The sequence below is a fragment of the Bradyrhizobium sp. CCBAU 11434 genome (genome assembly GCF_028128895.1).
Classification (GTDB): Bacteria; Pseudomonadota; Alphaproteobacteria; order Rhizobiales; family Xanthobacteraceae; genus Bradyrhizobium; species Bradyrhizobium zhengyangense.
On the sequence record NZ_LBJX01000103.1, the window covers coordinates 239,266 to 261,977 of the forward strand.

The 22,712-nt window shown below is 63.1% G+C and carries 25 protein-coding genes and 1 pseudogene; 6 read left to right on the plus strand and 20 right to left on the minus strand.

Features of this window, described 5'->3' with window-relative positions; genetic code table 11:
* The first annotated feature begins 53 nt into the window (after positions 1 to 53).
* A complete protein-coding gene (locus XI06_RS41225; protein WP_237871642.1) occupies positions 54 to 662 on the plus strand; it encodes a TetR/AcrR family transcriptional regulator in 609 nt (202 codons plus the stop codon).
* A gap of 56 nt (positions 663 to 718) precedes the next feature.
* Complete coding sequence (locus XI06_RS41230) at positions 719 to 1,078, plus strand: RidA family protein (protein WP_237863087.1); 360 nt, start codon at positions 719 to 721, stop codon at positions 1,076 to 1,078.
* A 21-nt stretch (positions 1,079 to 1,099) separates the two neighbouring features.
* Here the strand turns inward: XI06_RS41230 and XI06_RS41235 are convergent, their stop codons facing one another.
* The 16 genes from XI06_RS41235 to urtA all read right to left on the minus strand — a co-directional run bounded on the left by XI06_RS41235 (position 1,100) and on the right by urtA (position 16,416).
* Positions 1,100 to 2,764: a CHASE domain-containing protein gene (locus XI06_RS41235; RefSeq protein ID WP_237890286.1), complete on the minus strand. Its 1,665-nt coding sequence runs from the start codon at positions 2,762 to 2,764 to the stop codon at positions 1,100 to 1,102.
* A 313-nt stretch (positions 2,765 to 3,077) separates the two neighbouring features.
* Positions 3,078 to 3,701, minus strand: coding sequence for an urease accessory protein UreG (ureG, locus tag XI06_RS41240; protein WP_237863089.1), 624 nt, complete (start codon positions 3,699 to 3,701; stop codon positions 3,078 to 3,080).
* A gap of 154 nt (positions 3,702 to 3,855) precedes the next feature.
* Positions 3,856 to 4,584, minus strand: a complete 729-nt coding sequence (locus tag XI06_RS41245) for an urease accessory protein UreF (RefSeq protein WP_271608082.1) — start codon at positions 4,582 to 4,584, stop codon at positions 3,856 to 3,858.
* On the minus strand, positions 4,565 to 5,209 hold the full coding sequence (locus XI06_RS41250) for an urease accessory protein UreE (RefSeq protein ID WP_237863090.1): 645 nt from the start codon (positions 5,207 to 5,209) through the stop codon (positions 4,565 to 4,567). Before XI06_RS41250 ends, XI06_RS41245 begins: the two co-directional genes overlap by 20 nt.
* Positions 5,210 to 5,215: 6 nt before the next feature.
* The gene (locus XI06_RS41255; protein WP_271607903.1) at positions 5,216 to 5,515 is read right to left on the minus strand and encodes a putative quinol monooxygenase; all 300 of its coding nucleotides are present in this window, start codon (positions 5,513 to 5,515) and stop codon (positions 5,216 to 5,218) included.
* 140 nt (positions 5,516 to 5,655) lie between these two features.
* Positions 5,656 to 7,371 carry an urease subunit alpha gene (gene ureC, locus XI06_RS41260; RefSeq protein ID WP_237863091.1) on the minus strand — a complete coding sequence of 572 codons (1,716 nt, stop codon included), beginning with the start codon at positions 7,369 to 7,371 and terminating at the stop codon, positions 5,656 to 5,658.
* A 37-nt stretch (positions 7,372 to 7,408) separates the two neighbouring features.
* Positions 7,409 to 7,948, minus strand: coding sequence for an HD domain-containing protein (locus tag XI06_RS41265; protein ID WP_271607904.1), 540 nt, complete (start codon positions 7,946 to 7,948; stop codon positions 7,409 to 7,411).
* Between the two features lie 14 nt (positions 7,949 to 7,962).
* Positions 7,963 to 9,084, minus strand: a complete 1,122-nt coding sequence (locus XI06_RS41270) for a patatin-like phospholipase family protein (RefSeq protein WP_271607905.1) — start codon at positions 9,082 to 9,084, stop codon at positions 7,963 to 7,965.
* A 26-nt stretch (positions 9,085 to 9,110) separates the two neighbouring features.
* Positions 9,111 to 9,416: an urease subunit beta gene (locus XI06_RS41275; RefSeq protein WP_237863094.1), complete on the minus strand. Its 306-nt coding sequence runs from the start codon at positions 9,414 to 9,416 to the stop codon at positions 9,111 to 9,113.
* Positions 9,417 to 9,529: 113 nt separating this feature from the next.
* The gene (locus XI06_RS41280; RefSeq protein ID WP_007605424.1) at positions 9,530 to 9,832 is read right to left on the minus strand and encodes an urease subunit gamma; all 303 of its coding nucleotides are present in this window, start codon (positions 9,830 to 9,832) and stop codon (positions 9,530 to 9,532) included.
* 40 nt (positions 9,833 to 9,872) lie between these two features.
* A complete protein-coding gene (locus XI06_RS41285) occupies positions 9,873 to 10,715 on the minus strand; it encodes an urease accessory protein UreD (protein WP_237863096.1) in 843 nt (280 codons plus the stop codon).
* 53 nt (positions 10,716 to 10,768) lie between these two features.
* Positions 10,769 to 11,464 (minus strand): urea ABC transporter ATP-binding subunit UrtE, encoded by a 696-nt coding sequence (gene urtE / locus XI06_RS41290; protein ID WP_237863097.1) that lies wholly within the window; start codon positions 11,462 to 11,464, stop codon positions 10,769 to 10,771.
* 3 nt (positions 11,465 to 11,467) lie between these two features.
* Positions 11,468 to 12,229 carry an urea ABC transporter ATP-binding protein UrtD gene (gene urtD, locus XI06_RS41295; protein WP_014498216.1) on the minus strand — a complete coding sequence of 254 codons (762 nt, stop codon included), beginning with the start codon at positions 12,227 to 12,229 and terminating at the stop codon, positions 11,468 to 11,470.
* A 5-nt stretch (positions 12,230 to 12,234) separates the two neighbouring features.
* Positions 12,235 to 13,404: an urea ABC transporter permease subunit UrtC gene (gene urtC, locus XI06_RS41300; protein WP_237863098.1), complete on the minus strand. Its 1,170-nt coding sequence runs from the start codon at positions 13,402 to 13,404 to the stop codon at positions 12,235 to 12,237.
* Positions 13,401 to 15,011, minus strand: coding sequence for an urea ABC transporter permease subunit UrtB (gene urtB / locus XI06_RS41305; protein WP_271607906.1), 1,611 nt, complete (start codon positions 15,009 to 15,011; stop codon positions 13,401 to 13,403). The genes urtC and urtB overlap by 4 nt, the downstream gene beginning before the upstream one ends.
* A gap of 82 nt (positions 15,012 to 15,093) precedes the next feature.
* Complete coding sequence (gene urtA / locus XI06_RS41310; protein WP_237863100.1) at positions 15,094 to 16,416, minus strand: urea ABC transporter substrate-binding protein; 1,323 nt, start codon at positions 16,414 to 16,416, stop codon at positions 15,094 to 15,096.
* A 505-nt stretch (positions 16,417 to 16,921) separates the two neighbouring features.
* Between urtA and XI06_RS41315 the strand changes: the two genes are divergently transcribed.
* The 3 genes from XI06_RS41315 (at position 16,922) to XI06_RS41325 (ending at position 19,270) form a co-directional block, all read left to right on the plus strand.
* Positions 16,922 to 18,475, plus strand: a complete 1,554-nt coding sequence (locus tag XI06_RS41315; protein ID WP_237863101.1) for a DEAD/DEAH box helicase — start codon at positions 16,922 to 16,924, stop codon at positions 18,473 to 18,475.
* A 23-nt stretch (positions 18,476 to 18,498) separates the two neighbouring features.
* Complete coding sequence (gene infA, locus XI06_RS41320) at positions 18,499 to 18,789, plus strand: translation initiation factor IF-1 (protein ID WP_008546913.1); 291 nt, start codon at positions 18,499 to 18,501, stop codon at positions 18,787 to 18,789.
* Between the two features lie 268 nt (positions 18,790 to 19,057).
* Positions 19,058 to 19,270, plus strand: a complete 213-nt coding sequence (locus tag XI06_RS41325) for a cold-shock protein (protein ID WP_057759442.1) — start codon at positions 19,058 to 19,060, stop codon at positions 19,268 to 19,270.
* Positions 19,271 to 19,384: 114 nt separating this feature from the next.
* Here XI06_RS41325 and XI06_RS41330 read toward each other — a convergent pair whose 3' ends face one another.
* From XI06_RS41330 to XI06_RS41345, 4 genes and pseudogenes are all read right to left on the minus strand, one after another.
* Positions 19,385 to 19,960 carry a TadE/TadG family type IV pilus assembly protein gene (locus XI06_RS41330; protein WP_237863102.1) on the minus strand — a complete coding sequence of 192 codons (576 nt, stop codon included), beginning with the start codon at positions 19,958 to 19,960 and terminating at the stop codon, positions 19,385 to 19,387.
* A gap of 21 nt (positions 19,961 to 19,981) precedes the next feature.
* Positions 19,982 to 20,559 (minus strand): annotated as a pseudogene (locus XI06_RS41335) (TadE/TadG family type IV pilus assembly protein).
* Positions 20,560 to 20,783: 224 nt separating this feature from the next.
* Positions 20,784 to 21,287, minus strand: a complete 504-nt coding sequence (locus XI06_RS41340) for a pilus assembly protein N-terminal domain-containing protein (protein WP_237863103.1) — start codon at positions 21,285 to 21,287, stop codon at positions 20,784 to 20,786.
* 143 nt (positions 21,288 to 21,430) lie between these two features.
* Positions 21,431 to 22,258, minus strand: a complete 828-nt coding sequence (locus XI06_RS41345) for a sterol desaturase family protein (RefSeq protein WP_237890279.1) — start codon at positions 22,256 to 22,258, stop codon at positions 21,431 to 21,433.
* Positions 22,259 to 22,514: 256 nt separating this feature from the next.
* Between XI06_RS41345 and XI06_RS41350 the strand changes: the two genes are divergently transcribed.
* Positions 22,515 to 22,679 carry a Flp family type IVb pilin gene (locus XI06_RS41350; protein WP_129274995.1) on the plus strand — a complete coding sequence of 55 codons (165 nt, stop codon included), beginning with the start codon at positions 22,515 to 22,517 and terminating at the stop codon, positions 22,677 to 22,679.
* The last annotated feature ends 33 nt before the right edge of the window (positions 22,680 to 22,712 follow it).

The window sequence follows — 22,712 nt, forward strand, 5'->3', positions numbered from 1 at the left end:
GAGGTGGCCCTGTGGCAATGGCGGCCTCTGCGCAAGGAGAGACCGGCTTGGTCATGGGGAAAAGCACGAGCGATGCGGCCGAGGGCGCGCCCCGGCGCGGCCGGCCGCGCTCGATCGAGTCCACCAACGCCATCCTCGAAAGCGCCTATGCGCTGATGGCCACGACCGGCCTTGCCGCGACCACGATCGATGCGGTGGCACGCCACTCCAACGTCTCCAAGATGACCATCTACAAATGGTGGCCATCGCGGGAGGCGCTGCTGATCGACGCCTTTCTCCATCACGCCGCCCAAATGCTGCCACTGCCGCCGGCGAGCGCGGGCACGGCTGCCGTGCGCGCGCGCCGTCATGCCGCGGCCTATGCCGAAGCCTTGCAGGGCGAATTCGGCAAGGTGCAGCTTGCCGTCATCTCCGAATGCATCTCCAAGACCGGCTCGGCCGAGCTGTTCTATGCCCGCTATCTGCAATTCCGCCGCGACGCGTTGGTGGAGATGATCGCGGCCGGTCAGCGCGACGGCAGCATTCTCGCGCAAGCGCCGGCGGAAGATCTCTACGACGCCATCTATGGCAGCCTGTTCTATCGCTACGTCTTCGGTATCGCGCCGATCACCCCGGCCTATGCGCGGTCCCTGGTCGATCTGGTGCTGCGGCCGAAAGGCTAAAAACCGGCGTAGGATACGGCCAATCTGCCTATTTCGACAGGAGCATCGTTCTCATCATGATCAAGCGCATCTTGCCCTACGAAGGGTTGCTCCACGAAGTGGTCGAGCATGGAGGCGTTCTCTACATCGGCGGAATCGTGCCGGAGGACACGAGCCAGGACATGTCGGGTCAGGCAAATGATGTGCTTGGGCAGCTGTCGCGTCTGCTCGAGACTCTCGGATCCGACATGGCCAATGTCCTGCAGGTGACCATCTTCATGACCGACCTCAGCGAGAAGGTTGCGTTCAACGCGGCCTGGAAGGCGCACTTTGCGGGAGCTCACTTGCCGGCCCGTGCCGCCGTCGGCGTGGCCGATCTTGGCCCGAACGTCAAACTCGAAATGACCGCCATCGCGGCTCGCGTGAGCGCTGTCTGAAGCGCGAGCGCCATGCCGACTTCAAGGCGACTTCGTCGGTCGTACCGGCGCCGAAATCTTGTCCGTGCGGTCGCGCTCGGTCATGTCGACGACTGTCTCCATCGGCGCCGTCAGCTCGTAGACATAGGAGACGTCGGTGAAATAGCGCTTGGCGTTGCCGCCGAGCGCTTCGGGGGCGACGCGGTCGAGCAGGATCAGGCCGAAATCCGAATCCGGGCGACGCGTCGCCTCGCTGGTGTTGAACTCCTCCCAGCGGAAATGAAACACAGTCTCGGGCTCCTCGCCCGTCACGGTCCAGTTCGCGGTAATGTGCGGATGCTTGCCGACCAGCGACAGGCCTTCATCTGAATGCGAGGCGAGCTCGAAGAACAGCAGCGACAGGCTTTGCGCGGCGCGCGCGCTCACGGCGATATCGGGGCCGCTGACGGCGATGCGGTCAGCGTGCGGAATTGCGCGCGCCTCGAACAGGCCCTTCAGCTTGACGCCCTGCCATTGGCTCTCGCTGAGCAGCGAGACCACGTTGGACATGGCGTGGATGCGGCCGATCAGCAGCTCGCGGGCGACGTCGATGTCGGAGCCATGGCGCAGCGTGCGCGTCACGATCGACTGGATTACCGCCAGGATGTTCTTCACGCGATGATTCAGCTCGTCGATCACGGCCGTCAGCCGCCGTTCGAAGCCGATCCGCACCTGGATTTCGCGGCTCAGCCGCAGATTGTTGTAGGCGACGTAACCAAACAGGCCGCACACCATCGCGGTGATGGCGAAGCCGATCGCCGCCACGATGATCGCGGTCTGCTCGGCGCGGCGCGCCGAATTGGTCTTGGCGTAATAGCCGAGCTGCCAGTCGCGGCCACCGAAGCTGATGGTGCGCGTCGCCGACGGCGCCGGACCGTCCGGCGTCGTCATGCGGGTCGAGACGACGCCCTGATCGTTGGCGACGAGCTCGCTGTTCTCCTTGCGCGGGTCCTTGAGCGCGACCGAGAACAACGACAGATCGTCGTTGGTCAGCATCAGCGAGGCCAGCTCGTAGGAAAACGTGATGAAGCCGGCCGGCTCGGTTGCGCCTTCGGGAATGACGGGGGCCGCTACGATGACGCCGATCGGCCCGTTCCCACGCAACAACGGTATCGGGTCGGAGGCAACCGACCGCTTCTCGACCCTGGCCCGGGTCAGCATCGCACTGCGAACCGGCTCGTCATCGTAGCTGCGGCCTGGCAGCGTCTTGGTCTCGTCGCTGCGCGGCTCCAGATCCATCAGCACGTCGATGGGCTGCGTCAGGCTTGCCGGATCGATCGGCTTGTCGTTGTAATCTCGGATCTGTGGCTTCGGGAAGCCGGCGGCCGCGATGGCGTTCTGCGCCGCGGCGAGCTCGCCTGGCCGAAGCCGGGCCACCCAGCCAGCCACCACGAAGTCGGTCTTGAAGGCGTAGATCGCCGAGCGCAGCGGCTCCAGCATGTTGGGCTTCAGCACCGATGGCGCGCGGAACAGGCCTGAGGCGACACGCGCCAGCAGCTCACGCTCTGTTGACCGATCCTGGACGAGGCTCGCATGAACGTCGATCGCGCGCGCCAGCGCGATCCGGTCCAGCGCCAGCTCCTGATCGTGCACACGATAGGCCGCAAGCCCCGAGAGCAAGGCCCCGAGCAGTGCGATGAAGCCGATGATGAAACCCAGCCGGACCACGCGAATACTCAGGCTAAAGCGGGAGGTCGGCAATAAAAACGGAGCATATCAACGCCGCTCGAACGGCCATGTGCCGAAACAGGGTGAGCCCAGTGGCAGGGGATAATGACGGAGGAGGCATCTGTACGCAACTTGGGTCGCCCAAAAAGCTTAATCCGCCCGGCCGATCGTCTGGCCATCTGTGGCTTTGCCCCGGGCACCGGAGGTAGGTAATCGCCGTGTCCGAAATTTGTTCCGTTGGCCCCGCTTTGCCTTAGGCGTTAACGGCGGAAAAGGCTGCGCCACGTCGCCGCGGCCCGTCAGCCCGCCCGCTTCAATCCGCTTGTTTCAGTCCGCCTTTGGTCTCGATGAAACTGACGATGCGGTCGAGCCCGTCGCTCTTTTTCAGATTGGTCATGACAAAGGGGCGCTCGCCGCGCATGCGTTTGGCATCCGTGTTCATCTTCTCCAGGGACGCACCGACATGGGGCGCGAGGTCGATCTTGTTGATGACCAGAAGGTCGGAACGGGTGATGCCCGGGCCGCCCTTGGACGGGATCTTGTCGCCGGCGGCAACGTCGATCACGTAGATGGTGAGGTCGGCAAGCTCCGGGGAAAAGGTGGCAGCGAGATTGTCGCCGCCGGATTCGATCAGCACGAGATCGAGCCCGGGGAATTTCGCGCGCATGTCGGCGACCGCCGCGAGGTTCATCGAGGCGTCCTCCCGGATCGCGGTGTGCGGGCAGCCGCCGGTCTCGACGCCGGCGATGCGGTCCGGCGTCAGCGAGCCCGAGCGCACAAGGAATTCCGCATCCCATTTGGTGTAGATGTCGTTGGTGATCGCTGCGATGTCGTAACGCTCGCGCATGGTCTTGCAGAGCAGGTCCATCAGCGCGGTCTTGCCCGACCCGACGGGACCGCCGACGCCGACACGCAAAGGGCCGTGAGATTTCGACATACTTTCTCCTAGTGTCGTCCCGGCGAAGGCCGGGACCCATAGCCAACGAACTCAGTTGATGGGATGGGCTGTGGGCGCATCCTTCTATAACCACGCACATTTGTGGTTATGGGTCCCGGCCTTCGCCGGGACGACGATCGGTTGGATCTCGTCCTCATGACCGAAACAGCCGCGTATATTGCGTCTCGTGCCGCAGGCTGGCGAGATCGGCGCGAAAGGTCGCGCTGCCGAGGTCATTCAGGGTCGCGTTCAGCGCCCGACTCGCGGTCGCGGCGACGGCGGTTTCCAGCCTCACCAGCACGCGCTGGCTGTCGGTCTGGCCGAGCGGAATCAGTCGGCTTGCCGCGGAAATCCAGTTCGAGACCAGCGCATGCAGGAAGGCGTGCAGCGTCGGCGCAAGCGGCACGCCGTGCGTTGCGGCGACGACGCCGACGGCGACGGGATAGACCATTGGCGTACAGCATGCCGCGACCATGGCATCGAGGCCCTTGGCATTCCACGCCGCGCGCGAGATATCGATGAAGGCGCGGCCTTGCGAGGTGGTTTCGAGTTGCCGCTCGCGCGACGGCACGAAGGCGGCAGCGAGCTCGGCGATGTCGCTCAAAGAAGCATCTTCGCCAGCCTCAGCGGCACGATAGGCCTGCACCAGGAAAGTCGCATCGCAAAAGCCGGAACCTTCACCGAGCATCGCGTCGAGCCAATCGGCCAGCGTCACAATGTCGGTGATATCTCCTACTTCGACCGCCCATTCGATACCGCTGGAATAGGAGAAGCCGCCAACGGGAAACGCCGGCGATAGCCAGGTCATCAGCCGGTACAGCGCCGCTGCCTCGCGTTCGGCGAGGTCGTCGGCACCGTCAGGCTCATTTGTGGTCATGAGCATGCTTGTGGCCGTGATGATGGTCGGGATGGTCGCAATGCTCGTCGTGGTGATGGTGGTCATCATGCCCGTGCTCATGAGCGGCATGATCATGATGATGATCGTGGCCGTGATGATCATGACCATGATCGTGATGAGCATGGTCGTGGTGACCGTGATCGTGGTGCGCGTGATCATCATGCCCGTGCGCATGACCGGCATCGGCGTAAGCGCCGCCTTCGGGATCGAACGGCGCCTCGATCTCGACCACTTTCGCGCCCAGCCCCTTCACCATCGCCTCGATCACGTGATCGCGGCGAATGCGTAAGGCTTTGGTCATCAGCTGCGTCGGCAGATGCCGGTTGCCGAGATGCCAGGCGACGCGGACGAGGTGGTGCGGATCGCGGCCGCGGATCTCGAGCAGCGGCTCGGGCGCCGCCACCACTTCGACCAGCCGACCGTCCTCCAGCACGAGCGCATCGCCGCCACGCAGCGCGACCGCATTCTCCAGGTCGAGCAGGAATTCGAGTCCTCGCGTCCCGGTCATCGCCATGCGGCGGCGGTGCCGATCGTCGAAATCGAGCACGACCGTATCGGCCGGCGTTTCCGTGAAGCGGTGTTGTCCCTTAACCTGCGTCGCCCGGATCATGCGCTGTTACCTCGTCTCGACCTTCTCGGGCGTGATCACTTCGATCTTCGGTGGCGCGGTAAAGCACTTCACCGCGACACGGCCGAACGTCTTCATATGCTCCTGGCCCCGATGCGGCACCAGCGCCTCGGCATTCTCCCACTGCTCGACGAACACCATCTTGCTGGGATCAGTCACGCTCTCGTGCAGATCGTAGGCGATATTGCCCGGCTCCTTCCGGGTCTCCTTGATGCAGGCGGTGGCGGCCGCGATGAATTCGGCGCGCGTTTCGGGCTTGATGATCAAGGTGGCAACGACGTAGATCACGAGAAATCCTCCCGGCTTTTCTTCTGAGGGGTTTGATACCGGGCGGGACATTAGACCAGCCGGGATCGAACGCAAAACCGGAAAAGCCGTCCCGGGACATGCAATCGGCATGCGCCGGGGACATGCGTTGAGGCGCTATTTCAGTACATGAAATATCGCTGTGCCATCGGCAGCACCTCTGCAGGCGGACAGGTCAGCAGCTCGCCATCTGCGCGCACCTCGTAGGTCTCCGGATCGACCTCGATATTGGGCGTGGCGTCGTTGTGGATCATGCTCTTCTTCGAGATCTTGCTGCGGGTGTTCTGGACCGCATAGAGCTTCTTCTCGATGCCGAGTTTTCGCGCGAGGCCACCGGTGACGGCTGCTTTCGAGGTGAACACTACTGAAGACGCCGTGCGCGCCTTGCCGAAGGCGCCGAACATCGGCTGGTAGTGCACCGGCTGCGGCGTCGGGATCGAGGCGTTGGGATCGCCCATGGGCGCTGCGACGATGGTGCCGCCCTTGACGATGCAATCAGGCTTGACGCCGAAGAAGGCCGGCGACCACAGCACGAGATCGGCGAGCTTGCCCTTCTCGACCGACCCAATCAGCTTCGACACGCCATGCGCGATCGCAGGGTTGATCGTGTACTTGGCGATGTAGCGCTTGACGCGGAAATTATCGTTGTCCTTGCCCTTGTCCTGCGGCAGCGATCCGCGCTGCTTCTTCATCTTGTCCGCGGTCTGCCAGGTGCGGATGATCACTTCGCCGAGACGGCCCATGGCCTGCGAATCCGAGGACATCATCGAGAGCGCGCCGAGATCGTGCAGAATGTCCTCGGCCGCGATGGTCTCCTTGCGGATGCGGCTTTCCGCGAACGCGAGGTCCTCCGCGATCGAGGGATCGAGGTGGTGACACACCATCAGCATGTCCAGATGCTCGTCGATGGTGTTGCGGGTGAAGGGACGCGTCGGATTGGTCGAGGACGGCAGCACGTTCTTCAGGCCCGCGACCTTGATGATGTCGGGGGCATGACCGCCGCCGGCGCCTTCAGTATGGAACGCATGGATGGTGCGGCCCTTGAAGGCCTTGATGGTGTCCTCGACGAAGCCGGATTCGTTCAGCGTGTCGGAATGCAGCATGACCTGGATATCGTGGTCATCGGCCACCGACAGGCAATTGTCGATCGCGGCCGGCGTCGTGCCCCAATCCTCGTGCAGTTTCAGCGCGCAGGCACCGGCCTTGATCATCTCGATCAGTGCGGCGGGGCGCGATGCGTTGCCCTTGCCTGATATGCCGAGATTGACCGGGAAAGCATCGAAGGACTGGATCATCCGTGCGATGTGCCAGGGGCCCGGCGTGCAGGTGGTGGCGAAGGTGCCGTGCGAGGGACCGGTGCCGCCGCCGAGCATCGAGGTGACGCCCGACATCAGCGCATGCTCGATCTGCTGCGGACAGATGAAATGGATGTGGCTGTCGAAGCCGCCCGCGGTGAGGATTTTGCCCTCACCCGCGATTACGTCGGTGCCGGGGCCGATGATGATGGTGACGCCCGGTTGGATGTCGGGATTGCCGGCCTTGCCTATGCCTGCGATCATGCCGTCCTTGATGGCGACGTCGGCCTTGACGATGCCCCAATGGTCGACGATCAGCGCATTGGTGATGACCGTATCGGCCGCGCCCTGCTTGTTGGTGACCTGTGACTGCCCCATGCCGTCGCGGATCACCTTGCCGCCACCGAACTTCACCTCTTCGCCGTAGGTGGTGAAATCCTTCTCCACCTCGATGATGAGATCGGTGTCGGCCAGCCGCACCTTGTCGCCGGTGGTCGGGCCGAACATGTCGGCGTAGACGGAACGTTTCATCTTGACGGACATCACAAGCCCCGTTTGCGTTTGAATTCCTGGTCAGTGCTCACAGCGAAGCCTTCGCTTTTCGCACCATGTCGTCGAACGTCATATCGAGCCAGACGCTGCCGCCGCTGCAGCCGGCGACGACCCGCTCGGCCCAGCCGGTGTAATCGACGAGGTCGTCACGCTCTTCCCCGGTCGGATCGGAATGAATGCGCGCGCCGATATTGCTGACCTTGTCGGCAATCTTGATCAGTTTTGCGCTTGGCGACTTCTTCGGCGCATCGATCACCTGCCGTCGTCGCCGCTCGGCCTTCGGCAGGCTCATGTCGTCCGTGCATTCGACGACGAGCGCAGCGACACGCTCGGAGAATTTTTGCGCGAGCTCCTCGCGCGTGGTCTCGGTGTCCTCGATCGTATCGTGCAGCCAACCGGCCGCAACGAGTTCAGCATCGGCGCCATCAGTCGCCGTTGCCAGCAGGCACGCGACTTCCGCGAGATGATTGATGTAAGGCTCATTCCCCCGCCCCTTGCGCGCCATGCCGTTGTGCCGGCGCGCAGCCAGCTCAGCAGCTTGGGAGACGAGGCGGACCGGGGGGATCACCACAACACTCCTGGTCAGTGCAACGCCGGCAGCAGGCCGCGGGCCTTGAACACTTCGTCGAGCTTCACCTGGGCAAGCCGATAGCCGGCCTTGCGGCGTCGCTCGATGCCCCCTGCGGAAAAATCGCGAAAGGCTCCGGAGTCCTCGGCTTCCTCCAACAGGCCGGCGGCCTTGACCAGATCGGAATCGGCAAGGTCGATGTTGGTGATCGCGCCCAGCGTCTTGAAGCGCTGCGCCTGCGTCACCCGCCGGTCGAGGTCCGGCGTCCGCGCCGCTTCGGGAACGGCTGCGGAAAGGGCCTCGATGGTCTGAAGCAGTTCGTTGATGACAGCGGCATTGGCGCCATCCTGGCGAAGCCGATTGCCATAGCGCAGCTCGCTCAGGCGGTCGTTCACTTCGATCATGTTCTTCGGCGCGGCGCGCTTGTTTCGAAAGAGGTTCATCACCACGAGAATGCGATCGACATCTGCCGCCCCTGAAAACGCCTCGATCGCATCGCCGAGCGGTGTATTGTCGACGATACCGCCGTCCCAGAACGTCCTATTATCGATCGGGGTCGCCGGAAATCCGGGTGGAAGGCTCCCGCTGGCCAGGACGTGTTGAGGCTTGATCGCGATCTGCTGCTCATCCTTGCGCGGATGGTTGCGGAAGCGCGTCAGCTCGCCGGAGGCCACATCGACCGCGGTCACGACGAAGGCGGTCGGACTGGCATTCAGCGCCGCAAAATCCACGTGGTTCTTCAGCGTCTCGAGCATAGGCGAGGTATCGTAGAAGTTCTTCCAGTTTAGGACATCCCAATAGTCGTAGCGCTGCTTGTAGAAGCCATGCACGCCGAACAGCGCGAGATCATGATCGGCAATGCCCCACCAATGGTTTCCCAGCGAAAGCTCGGACCAAAGGCCATTCAAACGCAGCTTGGCGTCGGCCCGATCAGCGGCGCCAACAACACAGGCCGCATTGATCGCGCCGATGGACACACCCGTGACCGCCGCCAGCGTGATCGTCCGGCCCGCACGATCGACCGTATCCATCAATTCCAGCAGCGCCTCGATCGCACCGAACTCATAGGCGCCGAGTGCACCGCCGCCCTGGAGCACGAGTCCAACCTCGACCTTGTCCTTCGCGAGCGCATCCATGGCGAACCTTCCTGTAGATTCCCTGCCTATAGTTTCCCCATCACGTCGCCGCGAAAACCGTAGATCGTCTTCTTGCCCGCGAGCGCGACGAGCTGGACCTCGCGGGTCTGGCCGGGTTCGAAGCGGACGGCGGTGCCGGCGGCGATGTCGAGGCGCATGCCGCGGGACTTCTTGCGGTCGAATTTCAGCGCAGGATTGGTCTCGAAGAAATGATAGTGCGAGCCGACCTGGATCGGACGGTCGCCGGTATTGGCCACCGTCAGCGTCACGGTCTTGCGGCCGGCATTGAGCTCGATCTCGCCGCCCTGGATGAAGAGTTCGCCGGGGATCATGTCTATCTTCCTTTGTCATTCCGGGGCGCGCGAAGCGAGAACCCGGAATCTCGATCAACAATCTCTGGATTCCGGGTTCGCCCTGCGGGCGCCCCGGAATGACGAATTGAAAGCTACCTGATCGGTTCGTGCACGGTGACGAGCTTGGTGCCGTCGGGGAACGTCGCCTCAACCTGGATGTCGTGGATCATCTCGGGGATGCCGGGCATCACCTGGTCGCGGGTGAGCACCTGCGCGCCTGATTGCATCAGCTCGGCGACGGTGCGGCCGTCGCGCGCGCCCTCGAGGATGAAATCGGAGATGATCGCGATCGCCTCGGGATGGTTGAGCTTGACGCCGCGATCCAGCCTGCGGCGCGCCACGATGGCGGCCATCGAGATCAGAAGCTTGTCCTTTTCGCGGGGAGACAGGTTCATGCAAAATCTCTTCGGTTCAACACTTCAATTCACCCGGTCGTCAATTCAGCCAGAGTCGCGGCAAGGCCGCACCGGTGCGCGCCAGCACGGCCATCATGTCGGCACGCAAACGCGCCGCATCTTGGGCACAGAACCGTGCCATTGCAAAGCCATTCCAGGCGGATATCCCGACCTCGCCGGCGAAAGAGTCCGACGCCTCGCGGAGGCGCTCGACCAATGCCTCGTCGCCCGGCACGATCAGGGCCGTGCCGATCGCCGCAGCGCCCCTCGCGACTGCCGACCGCGCCAATTTCGCACCGATATCGCCGTCCAGCCTGACGGTCTCCGCAAAGACAAGCTTGCCGCCACGGGAGAGCCGCCAGCGGTCGACAAATTCGCCCTGCTCCATGCGCTCGCCCATGGCCGTGCGGCCAAATACGACAATTTCACACAACAGCAGCGAGGCGGCTTCATCGAGCTCGATGTCGAAGCGGCGATGGACCCGCGCGCGGTTGAACAGGATCGTCTCCTGGGGCAGCCAGCCGAGATGGGCCCCAGCGCCAACCTTCAGGGAAATGCTGAGCTGCGCTGCCGCCCCCGGCGCGCGGTAGACCTTTTCCGCGGCCGCCGTGGTCAGCGTCAGGCGGGCAGAATCGATGGCCGAGATCTCGATGTCGAACCGGTCACCGCCAGCGACGCCGCCGGCCGTGTTGACGAACACGCCGGACAGGCCCTCATCCTCCGGCGAAGGAAAGCGCACACGGAGCGAGCCGGATTCATGCAAGGCGCCGCGTCGCGTCACGCCGTCGCGGGCGTGGACGTCGAAACGCACGGCACCGCGCGCGCGATTGGCTTCGAACACCGAAGATGTCGTCAAAGATGTGACCAAGGCGTCGCTGCGCATCCGTCTCCCCCAGCCGGCCGCGGCAGGATTTCGCTAGCCTACAGTGCCCCGACTTACAGCGCCATCTGGCGGCTGATCTCGCCTGGGTCGAGATTGGAGCGGTCGCAGGTGAACTTCACCGCACCACGATCCATCACCGCAAAGCTGTCGCCGAGCTCGCAGGCAAAGTCGAGATATTGTTCGACCAGCACGATGGCGATGTTGCCGAGGTTGCGCAAGTAAGAGATGGCGCGGCCGATGTCCTTGATGATCGAGGGCTGGATGCCCTCGGTCGGCTCGTCCAGCAGCAGCAGTTTTGGCCGCATCACCAGCGCGCGCCCGATCGCGAGCTGCTGCTGCTGGCCGCCGGAGAGGTCGCCGCCGCGCCGGCCGAGCATGGATTGCAGCACCGGAAACAGCGAGAACACATCGTCCGGAATGTTCTTGTCCTGACGCTTGAGCGGACCGAAGCCGGTCTTGAGATTTTCCTCGACCGTCAGCAGCGGAAAGATCTCGCGGCCCTGCGGCACAAAGCCGATCCCTTTGCGCGCCCGCTCATAGGGCTTCAGCCCGGTGATGTCGCTGCCGTCGAACAGGATCGCGCCCGAGGAGATCGGATACTGCCCGACCATGGCGCGCAGAAGCGACGTCTTGCCGACACCGTTACGTCCGAGCACGCAGGTAACCTTGCCCGGCTCGGCCGCGATCGAGACGCCGCGCAGCGCCTGCGCCGCGCCGTAGAACAGGTTGATGTCCTTGACCTCAAGCATCGCTCAGCGTCCCAGATAGACTTCGATGACCCGCTCGTTGGACGAGACCTGGTCGATGGTTCCTTCGGCGAGCACGGTGCCTTCATGCAGGCAGGTGACCTTGACCCCGAGCTCGCGCACGAACGTCATGTCGTGCTCGACCACCATGACGGTGTGGGTCTTGTTGATCTCCTTGAGCAGCTCGGCGGTGAGGTGCGTTTCCACGTCGGTCATGCCGGCGACCGGCTCATCGACGAGGAGCAGCTTCGGGTCCTGCGCCAGCAGCATGCCGATCTCGAGCCATTGCTTCTGGCCGTGGCTGAGACTGCCGGCCAGGCGGTTGCGGGCGTCGGTGAGGCGGATCGTCTCCAGCACCTTGTCGATGCGCTCGGACTCGGCCCTGCTGCCGCGCCAGAACAGCGTGCCCTTGACGCTGTGGTCGACATTGAGCGCCAGCAGTAGATTGTCCTGAACCGTCTGACTCTCGAACACCGTCGGCTTCTGAAATTTGCGGCCAATGCCGAGTTCGGCGATGCGGGTCTCGTCGAGACGCGTCAAATCGGTGACGCCGTCGAACAGCACCGTGCCCTCGTCCGGCTTGGTCTTGCCGGTGATGATGTCCATCATCGTGGTCTTGCCGGCGCCGTTCGGACCGATGATGGCGCGCATTTCGCCGGGCGCAAGCGTCAGCGACAGGTTGTTGATGGCGTGGAAGCCGTCGAACGAGACGTGCACGCCGTCGAGATAGAGCATCGCGGAGGTCGCGCGGGTATCCATGACGTTCATGACCGCTACTCCGCCATCTTTGGTTCGGTGATGCCGTCTTCGGCCGCCGCGCTCGCAGTCGTCGCGGCCGGGCGCCTCTCCCTCGCCTGTTCCCGCCAGGCGCTGAAGGTACCGACGATGCCCTTGGGCAACAGCAGCGTCACCAGGATGAACAGCGCGCCCAGCATGAACAGCCAGTACGGCGCCAGCACGCCTGAGGTGAAGAACGTCTTGGCGTAGTTGACGACGATGGCACCGAGCGCAGCACCGACCAGCGTGCCGCGCCCACCGACCGCGACCCAGATTACCGCCTCGATCGAGTTGCCCGGCGCGAACTCGCTCGGATTGATGATGCCGACCTGCGGCACATAGAGCGCGCCGGCGACGCCGGCCATGCAGGCCGACAGCGTGAACACGAACAGCTTGTAGGATTCGACGCGGTAGCCGAGGAAGCGGCTGCGCGATTCCGCGTCGCGGATTGCAATCAACACCTTGCCGAGCTTGGAGGACACGACCGAGCGGCAGATCAGGAAGGCGAGGATCAACGCCAGACAGCTCAGCGCGAACAGTGCCGCGCGGGTGCCTTCGGCCTGGACATTGAAGCCCAGAATGTCCTTGAAGTCGGTCAGGCCGTTATTGCCGCCAAAACCAAAGTCGTTGCGGAAGAAGGCGAGCAGCAGCGCGTAGGTCATCGCCTGGGTGATGATCGACAGATACACGCCGGTGACGCGGGAGCGGAAGGCTAGCCAGCCGAAGCAGAAGGCGAGCAGGCCCGGCACGAACAGCACCATCAGCGCGGCGAACCAGAACATGTCGAAGCCGTACCAGGTCCAGGGTAGCTTCGAATAGTTCAGGAACACCATGAAGTCAGGCAGGATCGGATTGCCGTAGACGCCGCGGGTGCCGATCTGCCGCATCAGATACATGCCCATCGCGTAGCCGCCGAGCGCGAAGAAAGCGCCGTGGCCGAGCGAGAGAATGCCGCAATAGCCCCAGATCAGGTCGATCGAGAGCGCCAGGATGGCGTAGCAGACATATTTGCCCCAGAGCGCGACCAGATAGGTCGGCACCTGCAGGAACGAGCCTGCGGGCAGCAGCAGGTTGGACAGCGGGATCAGCACGCCCAGCGCGGCAACAACCAACAGGAATATGGTCGCGCCGCGGTCCAGCGATCGCGTCAGCATGTGAGGGGTCATGCTTCCACCGCACGGCCCTTGAGCGCGAACAGGCCGCGCGGCCGCTTTTGAATGAACAGGATGATCAGGACCAGGATCGCGATCTTGCCGAGCACGGCGCCGGCGACCGGCTCCAGGAACTTGTTGGCGATGCCGAGCGTGAAGGCGCCGACCAGTGTGCCCCAGAGATTGCCGACCCCTCCGAACACCACGACCATGAAACTGTCGATGATGTAGCTCTGGCCGAGATTGGGACTGACATTGTCGATCTGCGACAGCGCAACGCCGGCGATGCCGGCAATGCCCGAGCCGAGCCCGAAGGTCAGCGCATCGACGCGAGACGTGGCGATGCCCATCGAGGCCGCCATGCGCCTGTTTTGCGTCACGGCACGCATCTCGAGGCCCAGCGCCGTGTAGCGCAGCATTGCGAGCAGGATCACGAATACCGCCAGCGTGAAGCACAGGATCCAGAGCCGGTTATAGGTGATGGTGATCTGGCCGAGCTCAAACGCACCGCTCATCCAGGAAGGATTGCCGACCTCGCGGTTGGTCGGACCGAACATGGTGCGCACCGCCTGCTGCAGCACCAGCGACAGGCCCCAGGTCGCGAGCAGCGTCTCCAGCGGCCGGCCATAGAGGAAGCGGATGATGCTGCGCTCGATCAGCACGCCGATGCCACCGGCGACGAGGAAGGCGAGCGGCACGGCGATCAGCAGCGAATAGTCGAACAAAGCGGGATAGCGTGTGCGGATCACCTCCTGCACCACGAAGGTGGTGTAGGCGCCGATCATCACCATCTCGCCATGGGCCATGTTGATGACGCCCATCACGCCGAAGGTGATTGCAAGCCCGATCGCGGCGAGCAGCAGCACCGAGCCGAGCGACAGCCCGTACCAGGCATTCTGCACCGAAGACCAGACCGCCAGCGAGCTCTGGATCGAGCCGATCGCACTCGTCGCCGCCTTTGCGACGGAGGCCGGCTGATCGGTGCCGATGTCGGAGAGCAGCGCCAGCGCGTCCTGATCGCCACGCGCCTTGATGGTCGCGACCGCCTCGAGCTTCTGCACTTCGGTCGCGTCGGACTTGAACAGCAGGATCGCCGCACGCGCTTCGCCGAGTGCGGTCTTGACCGATTTATTGGTTTCCTTGGCAAGCGCGCCTTCGACCGGATCCAGCGCGGTCTCTTCATGCGATTTGAATACGGATTGCGCGGCCTGCAGGCGCGCAATGAGATCGGGCGACTGCAGCGTCAGGCTGCCGAGCGCAGCATCGACGCTGCGGCGCAGACGGTTGTTGAGGCGGACGGCGCTGGCGCTGTCAGGCACGCTAGCGACGGCCTCGCCGGTCGCGGCGTCGATCGACTTGCCGTCGGTGCCGGTGACGTAAACTTTCTTGGTGTCAGGATCGGCCATGAGACGGCCGTCCTGGAGCGCGCTGATGATCGGAAAGGCGAGCTTGTTGCCGCTGCCTGCGACCACGCCGATTGCCTCATCCGTGTCGGAAAAATCGTCGTTTGCGAATTTGGCGACCGCATCCTCGAACGGACCGGCAAAGGCCGGCACTGCGAACGCGATCAGAAACAGCGAAAGGACAAAGCTGCAGAAACGGGCGGACAATTTGGTTGGCACTGTGGATCACCCCGGCAGAAGTGGGGAGAAGACGGCGGAATAACCGTCTTCTCCCGTCGTGCAGTCGAACGTCAGATCCGGATCAGGAGCCGGAGCCGAGGCACTTGTTGGTCTTGGTGTTGAAGTTGCCGCACTTCTTGCCGACCCAGTCGCCGATCAGGTCCTTGGAGCCATCGAGCTCCTTCGACCAGGCGTCGCCCGCCACGAGACCCGGGGTCTTCCAGACCACGTCGAACTGGCCGTTGCCCTTGATCTCGCCGATGAACACCGGCTTGGTGATGTGGTGGTTCGGCAGCATCTTCGAGGTGCCACCAGTCAGGTTCGCAGCCTCGATGCCGGGAAGCGCGTCGATCACCTTGTCCGGATCGGTCGACTTCACCTTCTCGACGGCCTTGACCCACATGTTGAAGCCGATCACGTGGGCTTCCATCGGATCGTTGGTCGTGCGCTTCGGGTTTTTGGTGTAGGCCTGCCAGTCCTTGATGAACTTCTCGTTCGCCGGGGTCTTGATCGACTCGAAGTAGTTCCAGGCGGCGAGATGGCCGACCAGCGGCTTGGTATCGATGCCGGCGAGCTCTTCTTCACCCACCGAGAACGCGACCACCGGGATGTCCTTCGCCTTGATGCCCTGGTTGCCGAGCTCCTTGTAGAAGGGGACGTTGGCGTCGCCGTTGATGGTCGAGACCACCGCGGTCTTCTTGCCGGCCGAGCCGAACTTCTTGATGTCGGCCACGATCGTCTGCCAGTCGGAGTGACCGAACGGCGTGTAGTTGATCATGATGTCTTCCTGGGCGACACCCTTCGACTTCAGGTAGGCTTCCAGGATCTTGTTGGTGGTGCGCGGATAGACGTAGTCGGTGCCCGCGAGCACCCAGCGCTTCACCTTCTCTTCCTTCATCAGGTAGTCGACGGCAGGGATCGCCTGCTGGTTCGGCGCAGCACCGGTGTAGAACACGTTGCGCTCGGACTCTTCACCCTCGTACTGGACGGGGTAGAACAGGATGTTGTTGAGCTCCTTGAATACCGGGAGCACCGACTTGCGCGACACCGAGGTCCAGCAGCCGAACACGACCGCGACCTTGTCCTTGGTGATCAGCTCGCGCGCCTTTTCGGCGAACAGCGGCCAGTTCGAGGCGGGATCGACGACGACGGCCTCGAGCTTCTTGCCGAGCACGCCGCCCTTCTTGTTCTGCTCGTCGATGAGGAAGAGGATGGTGTCCTTCAGCGTGGTTTCGCTGATGGCCATGGTGCCGGAAAGGGAGTGCAGGACGCCGACCTTGATGGTGTCGTCCGCGGCCTTTGCGCCGGAAATGGACGCCAGACCGAGCAACAGTCCGGTGGTCGCGGCGAGCACGCCGCGGCGGCTAAATGATGCCGCTATATCGTGAATGGATTTGGTAGGCATGGATCTATCATCTCCCTGACGCAGACGTGAAAAACGCTGCGAAACGGCCCCACGGCCGCCTGCGATTAACGGAATCGCAAGAACCGTGCCATGGCTTGGGCACCTGCCAAGTGTTTGGTCAGTCTAGATAATTTTGCCGCAATCAAACTTTAGCCGCAGTCCGGCTGCTCAAAACTTGAGCGAATAAAATGTATGCTTATGCGGCAGTCAGTCCATTTTTTGAGCAAAATAGGGCCGCTGGCTAAAATTCCGGCATAACTATTTTTGCACCGCAATCGACGCCAGTAGACGGTCCGCCTTGAAAGCGCCCCGTCAATGTTCCATATAGGTGACGAGATCGCTCGCGAATCGAGCGGTCGTTGCGAGCCGCGTGTTCTTAAGCCCCCTCCGGGCCTCTGGCTTGCCCCATATCATCCAAGCCATCCGACACCCCAAACACGCAGGTGTCTTCTCGACACCCTTATGCGCGCGCCCCGCTGATTGCGTCGGGCCGACCGCATTTGACATGGAAAGAACCCATCTTTTGACTTCGTTTCAGGACTTCGGCCTCGCCGAACCCATCGCACGTGCTCTCGCCGAAGAGAATTACGTCACTCCCACCCCCATCCAGGCCCAGACGATCCCGACGGCGCTGACCGGCCGCGATGTCGTCGGCATCGCCCAGACCGGCACCGGCAAGACCGCGTCCTTCGCGCTGCCAATCCTGCACCGCCTGCTCGAGAACCGCATCAAGCCGCAGCCCAAGACCTGCCGCGTGCTGGTGCTGTCGCCCACCCGCGAGCTTTCGGGACAGATCCTCGACAGCTTCAACGCCTATGGCCGCCACATCCGCCTGTCCTCGACGCTCGCCATCGGCGGCGTGCCGATGGGCCGCCAGGTCCGCGCCCTGATGCAGGGCGTCGACGTGCTGGTTGCCACCCCAGGCCGCCTGCTCGACCTCGTGCAGAGCAACGGACTGAAGCTTGGCAGCGTCGAGTTCCTCGTGCTCGACGAAGCCGATCGCATGCTGGACATGGGCTTCATCAACGACATCCGCAAAATCGTTGCGAAACTCCCGATCAAGCGGCAGACGCTGTTCTTCTCCGCCACCATGCCGAAGGACATCGCCGAGCTCGCCGATTCCATGCTGCGTGATCCCGCGCGCGTCGCTGTGACCCCGGTCTCCTCGACTGCCGAGCGCATCAACCAGCGCATCATCCAGGTCGATTTCTCGGCCAAGGCCACCTTCCTGACCAAGCTGCTGAAGGACGAGCCGATCAACCGCGCGCTGGTCTTTACCCGCACCAAGCACGGCGCCGACAAGGTGGTGAAGACATTGGAGCGGGCCGGCATCCCCGCCAGCGCCATCCATGGCAACAAGTCGCAGAACCATCGCGAGCGCACGCTCGCGCAGTTCCGCTCCGGCGAAATCCGCACCCTGGTCGCCACCGACATCGCCGCTCGCGGCATCGACGTCGATGGCATCAGCCACGTCATCAACTACGACCTGCCCAACGTCCCGGAGACCTATGTGCACCGGATCGGCCGCACCGCGCGCGCCGGCGCCGACGGCACCGCGATCTCGCTGGTCGCCGGCGGCGAGGAACTCAGCTATCTCCGTGACATCGAACGGCTGATCAAGGTGGCGCTGCCGCGCGAGGATCTCCGCACAGATGCCGGCCGCCGCGACGCGGGCGCTCCTCCGCCCCAGCAACAACGTCAGGGCCGGCCGGGCGGCCGCCCGGGCCAGCGTCCGCAAGGCGCACGGCATGGCGACGGACGGCGTAGCGATGAGAGACATGCCGACGGACGCCATCACAGCTCCGGCAAGCCGAGCGACGGGCGGCCCGGCGAAGGCCGTCACGGCGAGGCGCGGCATGTGGACGGAAGGCCCGGAAACGGCTCGAAGGGGTCCCGCCGTCGCCGCTCCGGTGGTAAGGTGCATTCTTCGCCAAACGAACGCCCGGAACAGCGTTCCGCGCATAGCGCGGGAGCGTCCGATGGGATACAAGGCGTGGCCTTTTTGCGCCGTGAGAGTCGGCCGAACGGCCACCCGAACCGCAAACCCCATTCGCACTAGCCGTCCACGACCTGGAGAAATTCATGGCTAAGGAAGAGCTGATCCAGTTCGAAGGACTGGTCACCGAAATCCTCCCCGACGCGCGCTACCGCGTGCAGCTCGACGCCGGGCACGAGATCGTCGCCTACACTGCCGGCAAGATGAAGAAGAACCGCATCAAGACGCTGGCGGGCGACCGCGTGACGGTGGAAATGTCGCCCTACGACCTCGAAAAGGGCCGGCTGATTTTCCGCCACAAGGACGAACGGCCGGCAACCGCCGGTGGACCGCCGCGCGGCGGCCCCCAGCGCGGCGGCCAGTTCCGCCGCCGCTGATCGGCCTCGCCCGCCTGGGCGCGGAATTAAAATGCTGACCTGTATGCTGATCCGCCGTGGACATCACGGCGGATCAAAAAATCGTGCACGTCCGGATTGTTTTGAGGCCTTGATTCCAATAAAATGAATCAATCGATTTTCGGCCGGACGACATTAGCATCCACCGGTACAGCCGGTTCAGACACGCTGACGACCCTTCCAAAAATTCGATCTAACCTGCCTGCGTGAGCGGGCTCGACCATTGTGTATCTGAGAAGGGACTACCCCCGTGAGCATGGGAACCGTGAAGTGGTTTAACGCGACCAAGGGCTATGGCTTCATCCAGCCCGACGACGGCGGCAAGGACGTGTTCGTTCACATCAGCGCCGTCGAGCGTGCCGGCCTCGGCTCGCTGCGCGAAGGCCAGAAGGTCTCCTACGAGATCGTCGCCGATCGCCGGTCCGGCAAGTCGGCTGCCGACAATCTCCGCGATGCAGGCTGACATCCAATGCGTGCCCTGAGGGGCGCGCTACCGGATCAGCTTGAACGCAAGCAAACAACGGAAAAGGCCGTGCGGACTGCACGGCCTTTTTTCATGCCCGAAGAACAGATGAGCTCAATAGGTCGTGCAGGACGTGTCCGGGCTGTAATAGACGCAGGCGGACCGCCGCGGGCGCGTGTAGGCGACGTCGCTCAGGGTGATCAAATTCTTGAGCACGTAGCCGACCGACGGCGTGTAGGTGTAGCTGACCTCGCCGAAGATCAGATAGGTGCCGGCGATCGCGAGTGTCGTGGGAATCGAGACGGTGAATCTCTGCGCCCGCGGAGCCGACCCCTTGCTCCACTGCACATGCGCCGTCTGCGTCGAATCCACGTACAGTTCGGTGATCGTCGCGGACACGGGAGTCGCGTCATAAGGCGTCATGATAGCGGTCGAGGCCGCGAAGAAATTGGTCATGTCGGTGTCGGCGACAGTCGTCGACTGCGAGGTGAGGTCCGACAGCGTCCGCGCCATCAGCGTCACCTTGCGATCGATCGCTATGGCTGACGAGAATTCGACGGTACCGAAGAGCATTACCAGCATCAGCGGAACGATCACCGCGAATTCGGTCGCGGCAAGACCTCTGCCGTCGACCAGGAATTCGTACGCGGAGAAGCGGGCCGTCCGCCAGAATCCTGCAATCGCCCGCATCGCCCTGCCCGATCCGTTGTCCTAGTAAGGCTCGTTCTTGAACGCGGCGGTTGCCACGAGCAGCCGCTTCTTCGTGCCGCCGCAGCCGATGTTGTAGCCGAGCCCGGCCACGAACAGCGGCCACTGATAGAACAGCCGGACCACCACGATATCGCCGGCGTTGCCGGCGCTGTAGCTCATGTTGGTGTTGAAATTGCACGCCGCATCGAGATGCGTCGGCAGCGTTACCGCCGAGAAGGACGAGAAGCTCGTGACGTCGACATACAGGCTGTTGCAGTCGAACAGCGCCGGGATCTGGCTGCAGACGTAGGTCTTGAACGTCGCCTGCGTGCAAGGCGAAGCGACGCCGCTCACCGCGCAGGCCGCCACCGAACCCGACTGCGCCTGACCGGTCAGCACCACGCGCGCGGAATTCTGCGTGATGGTCTCGAGCACTTGGCTCGAGAAGAAACCAGCGCCGTCTCGATGATGGCAAACAGCAGCCCGAAGAAGATCGGTGCGATCAGCGCGAACTCGACCGCCGCCGATCCACCGCGGTTGCCGCGAAACCGTCGCAGTGCAGTCCGGAACGCGAATCTCGAAGCTACGGGCGATGGCATCGCGTTGAATTCCCCGGCGGCAGCGATCAACCGCTTCGATCAATATCGGAAGCTGATTGTCTAAATGTTTCTGACATTCGAGCCGAACGGGACCGGGTCGTTAACATCTGGTTAACCACGCCGGGAGCGCGGAGAGGGGGAAAGCAGAAAGTACGTCGCCGACGACGGCGGGCGGGACCGGATGGTCCCGTCCGTGGTGTCAGTCGCCGTATTAGGTCGTCTTGTTAATTTGTCTTGGCAGCCGCAGCCGCGCTGGCGTTTCCGCTGGCATTGCTGCTCAGCGTGCCGGCCTGGTTCATCGTGGTGTTGAAGTATTGGTCGCTGTCGCCGAGCGTGACGCGGCGCTGGCAGAGCGGCATGCAGCTATAGGACTCCCGCTCGATCCCGCGATAGACGGTGACGAGCCGGTCGCTCGGGCCTTCGACCTGGATCTGCCGGTCGACCAAGATCTCGCCGCCGCGATCGAGGGCGATGAAGTTGGTGGCGCCGTAACCCTTACCGGTTACCACGATCATCCCGCCAGCCTGCAGCGTCACGTCGGCGATCAGGGGATTGCCGACCACGATCGTGGCGACCTTGCCGGGCAAGCGCACCAGCTTGGCCTGGTCGACATTGACGGCGATGGTGTCGACGGTAGGCTCGGCGAGGCCGATCGCCGGCGATGCCAGCATCGCAGCCGCAGCCAGGAAACAGACGCGCGCATGGCGGCGCAGAAACTCTTTACGCATACTCTTACCCCGGGACGTCACAAACCGGCAGAATCGATCAGAGAGCGGAGCCGGCGCCCGACCCGGTTAACCTGCCTGTAATTCGTGAACGTTCCGCAAATTCGCCGACTATTGTTCTAACGGACTTGCGTTTTATCGCCAGCCTAGTGGCGGAACGGATAGGCGAGCTGGCCGGCGATCTCCTTCGGCATGGTCGCTTCGTCCTTGCCATAATCCTGCGGGAGCTCGCCCTTCGGCATGCGGAAGGTGCCGAACAGCACGTCCCAGATCGGGAAGGTGCCGGCAAAATTAGTGTCACCGCCCTCTTCGAGCGCCGTATGGTGCCAGCGGTGGAACACCGGCGTCGCCAGCACGTATCGGAACGGACCGAAGGTCCAGTTCAGATTGGCGTGCACGAAGGCCGAGTGGAAGGTCGTGAACGGGCCGACCCAGATCATCACGTTCGGCGATATGCCGGCCATCAGCAGCACAACGTCGACGCCGATCGTTCCGAGCATCAGATTCACCGGATGAAAGCGGGCCGCCGAAATCCAGCTGATTTCTTCCGAGGAGTGGTGGATCGCATGGTATTTCCAGAACCCACCGTCATGAAACAGCCGGTGCAGCCAGTACAGCATGAAGTCGGACGCGACCAGGAACAGCACGCCCTGCAGCCAGAGCGGCAGTTGCGACAGCGGGCCGTGGCCGTTGTCGTAGAAGGCGATCAGCTCGTCCGCATCGTGGATGTTGAAGACGACGCCGGCGGTGACGATCAGGAGACCAATCCGCATAGTGCGGGCGAACACCGGAACGAAGAACCAGTAGCAGATATCGGTCACGATCTCGCGCTTGCGCCACCATGCCGGACCGGAATTGCACGCCCAGAAATGCTCGAGCACCGTGAAGACCACCGCGAGCATGAAGGTGACCGGGATCACCTTCTCTATGGTCTCGCCGAGCATCAAGGCGACTTGCATGGGCAGGCTCGACATCATCGCGTCTCTTCCGGTCTGCTGATCCACTTATGACTACGCCGCGAAATTTAAAGGAGGGTGAAGTTGACGCCGCGTTTGGAACTGGAACGAATTACAGCGAGCGCCTTAAGGTGAAATTCACTCTGGCCAAAAGCATCGCGCACGCGACGGGTTTGAGCGATTGAATTAACCCCGCCGAAAGAGCTCGGCTCACATGGTCGGTGCGTCAAGACAGCGCCGAACGAGGCGACCTCAACCAGATGGAGTTTAGTTCATGAAGAACCTGATTGCGCGTTTCGCCAAGGATGAATCCGGCGCCACCGCCATCGAATACGGTCTGATCGCCGCCGGCATCGCGCTGGCCATCATCACCGTCGTCAACAACCTCGGCAGCACGCTGAACACCAAGTTCGGCTCGATCAGCACCTCGCTGAAGTAAGCCGAGCGACGAACGACGGCAAAAGCCCCGGTC

Coding starts and splice junctions, on each gene's coding strand:
- XI06_RS41225 (WP_237871642.1), top strand. CDS start 54: ATGGGGAAAAGCACGAGCGATGCGGCCGAGGGCGCGCCCCGGCGCGGC.
- XI06_RS41230 (WP_237863087.1), top strand. CDS start 719: ATGATCAAGCGCATCTTGCCCTACGAAGGGTTGCTCCACGAAGTGGTC.
- ureG (WP_237863089.1), bottom strand. CDS start 3,701: ATGTCGAAATCTCACGGCCCTTTGCGTGTCGGCGTCGGCGGTCCCGTC.
- XI06_RS41245 (WP_271608082.1), bottom strand. CDS start 4,584: ATGCTCATGACCACAAATGAGCCTGACGGTGCCGACGACCTCGCCGAA.
- XI06_RS41250 (WP_237863090.1), bottom strand. CDS start 5,209: ATGATCCGGGCGACGCAGGTTAAGGGACAACACCGCTTCACGGAAACG.
- ureC (WP_237863091.1), bottom strand. CDS start 7,371: ATGTCCGTCAAGATGAAACGTTCCGTCTACGCCGACATGTTCGGCCCG.
- XI06_RS41270 (WP_271607905.1), bottom strand. CDS start 9,084: ATGGATGCGCTCGCGAAGGACAAGGTCGAGGTTGGACTCGTGCTCCAG.
- XI06_RS41275 (WP_237863094.1), bottom strand. CDS start 9,416: ATGATCCCCGGCGAACTCTTCATCCAGGGCGGCGAGATCGAGCTCAAT.
- XI06_RS41280 (WP_007605424.1), bottom strand. CDS start 9,832: ATGAACCTGTCTCCCCGCGAAAAGGACAAGCTTCTGATCTCGATGGCC.
- XI06_RS41285 (WP_237863096.1), bottom strand. CDS start 10,715: ATGCGCAGCGACGCCTTGGTCACATCTTTGACGACATCTTCGGTGTTC.
- urtE (WP_237863097.1), bottom strand. CDS start 11,464: ATGCTTGAGGTCAAGGACATCAACCTGTTCTACGGCGCGGCGCAGGCG.
- urtD (WP_014498216.1), bottom strand. CDS start 12,229: ATGAACGTCATGGATACCCGCGCGACCTCCGCGATGCTCTATCTCGAC.
- urtC (WP_237863098.1), bottom strand. CDS start 13,404: ATGACCCCTCACATGCTGACGCGATCGCTGGACCGCGGCGCGACCATA.
- urtA (WP_237863100.1), bottom strand. CDS start 16,416: ATGCCTACCAAATCCATTCACGATATAGCGGCATCATTTAGCCGCCGC.
- XI06_RS41315 (WP_237863101.1), top strand. CDS start 16,922: ATGGAAAGAACCCATCTTTTGACTTCGTTTCAGGACTTCGGCCTCGCC.
- infA (WP_008546913.1), top strand. CDS start 18,499: ATGGCTAAGGAAGAGCTGATCCAGTTCGAAGGACTGGTCACCGAAATC.
- XI06_RS41330 (WP_237863102.1), bottom strand. CDS start 19,960: ATGCGGGCGATTGCAGGATTCTGGCGGACGGCCCGCTTCTCCGCGTAC.
- XI06_RS41340 (WP_237863103.1), bottom strand. CDS start 21,287: ATGCGTAAAGAGTTTCTGCGCCGCCATGCGCGCGTCTGTTTCCTGGCT.
- XI06_RS41345 (WP_237890279.1), bottom strand. CDS start 22,258: ATGTCGAGCCTGCCCATGCAAGTCGCCTTGATGCTCGGCGAGACCATA.
- XI06_RS41350 (WP_129274995.1), top strand. CDS start 22,515: ATGAAGAACCTGATTGCGCGTTTCGCCAAGGATGAATCCGGCGCCACC.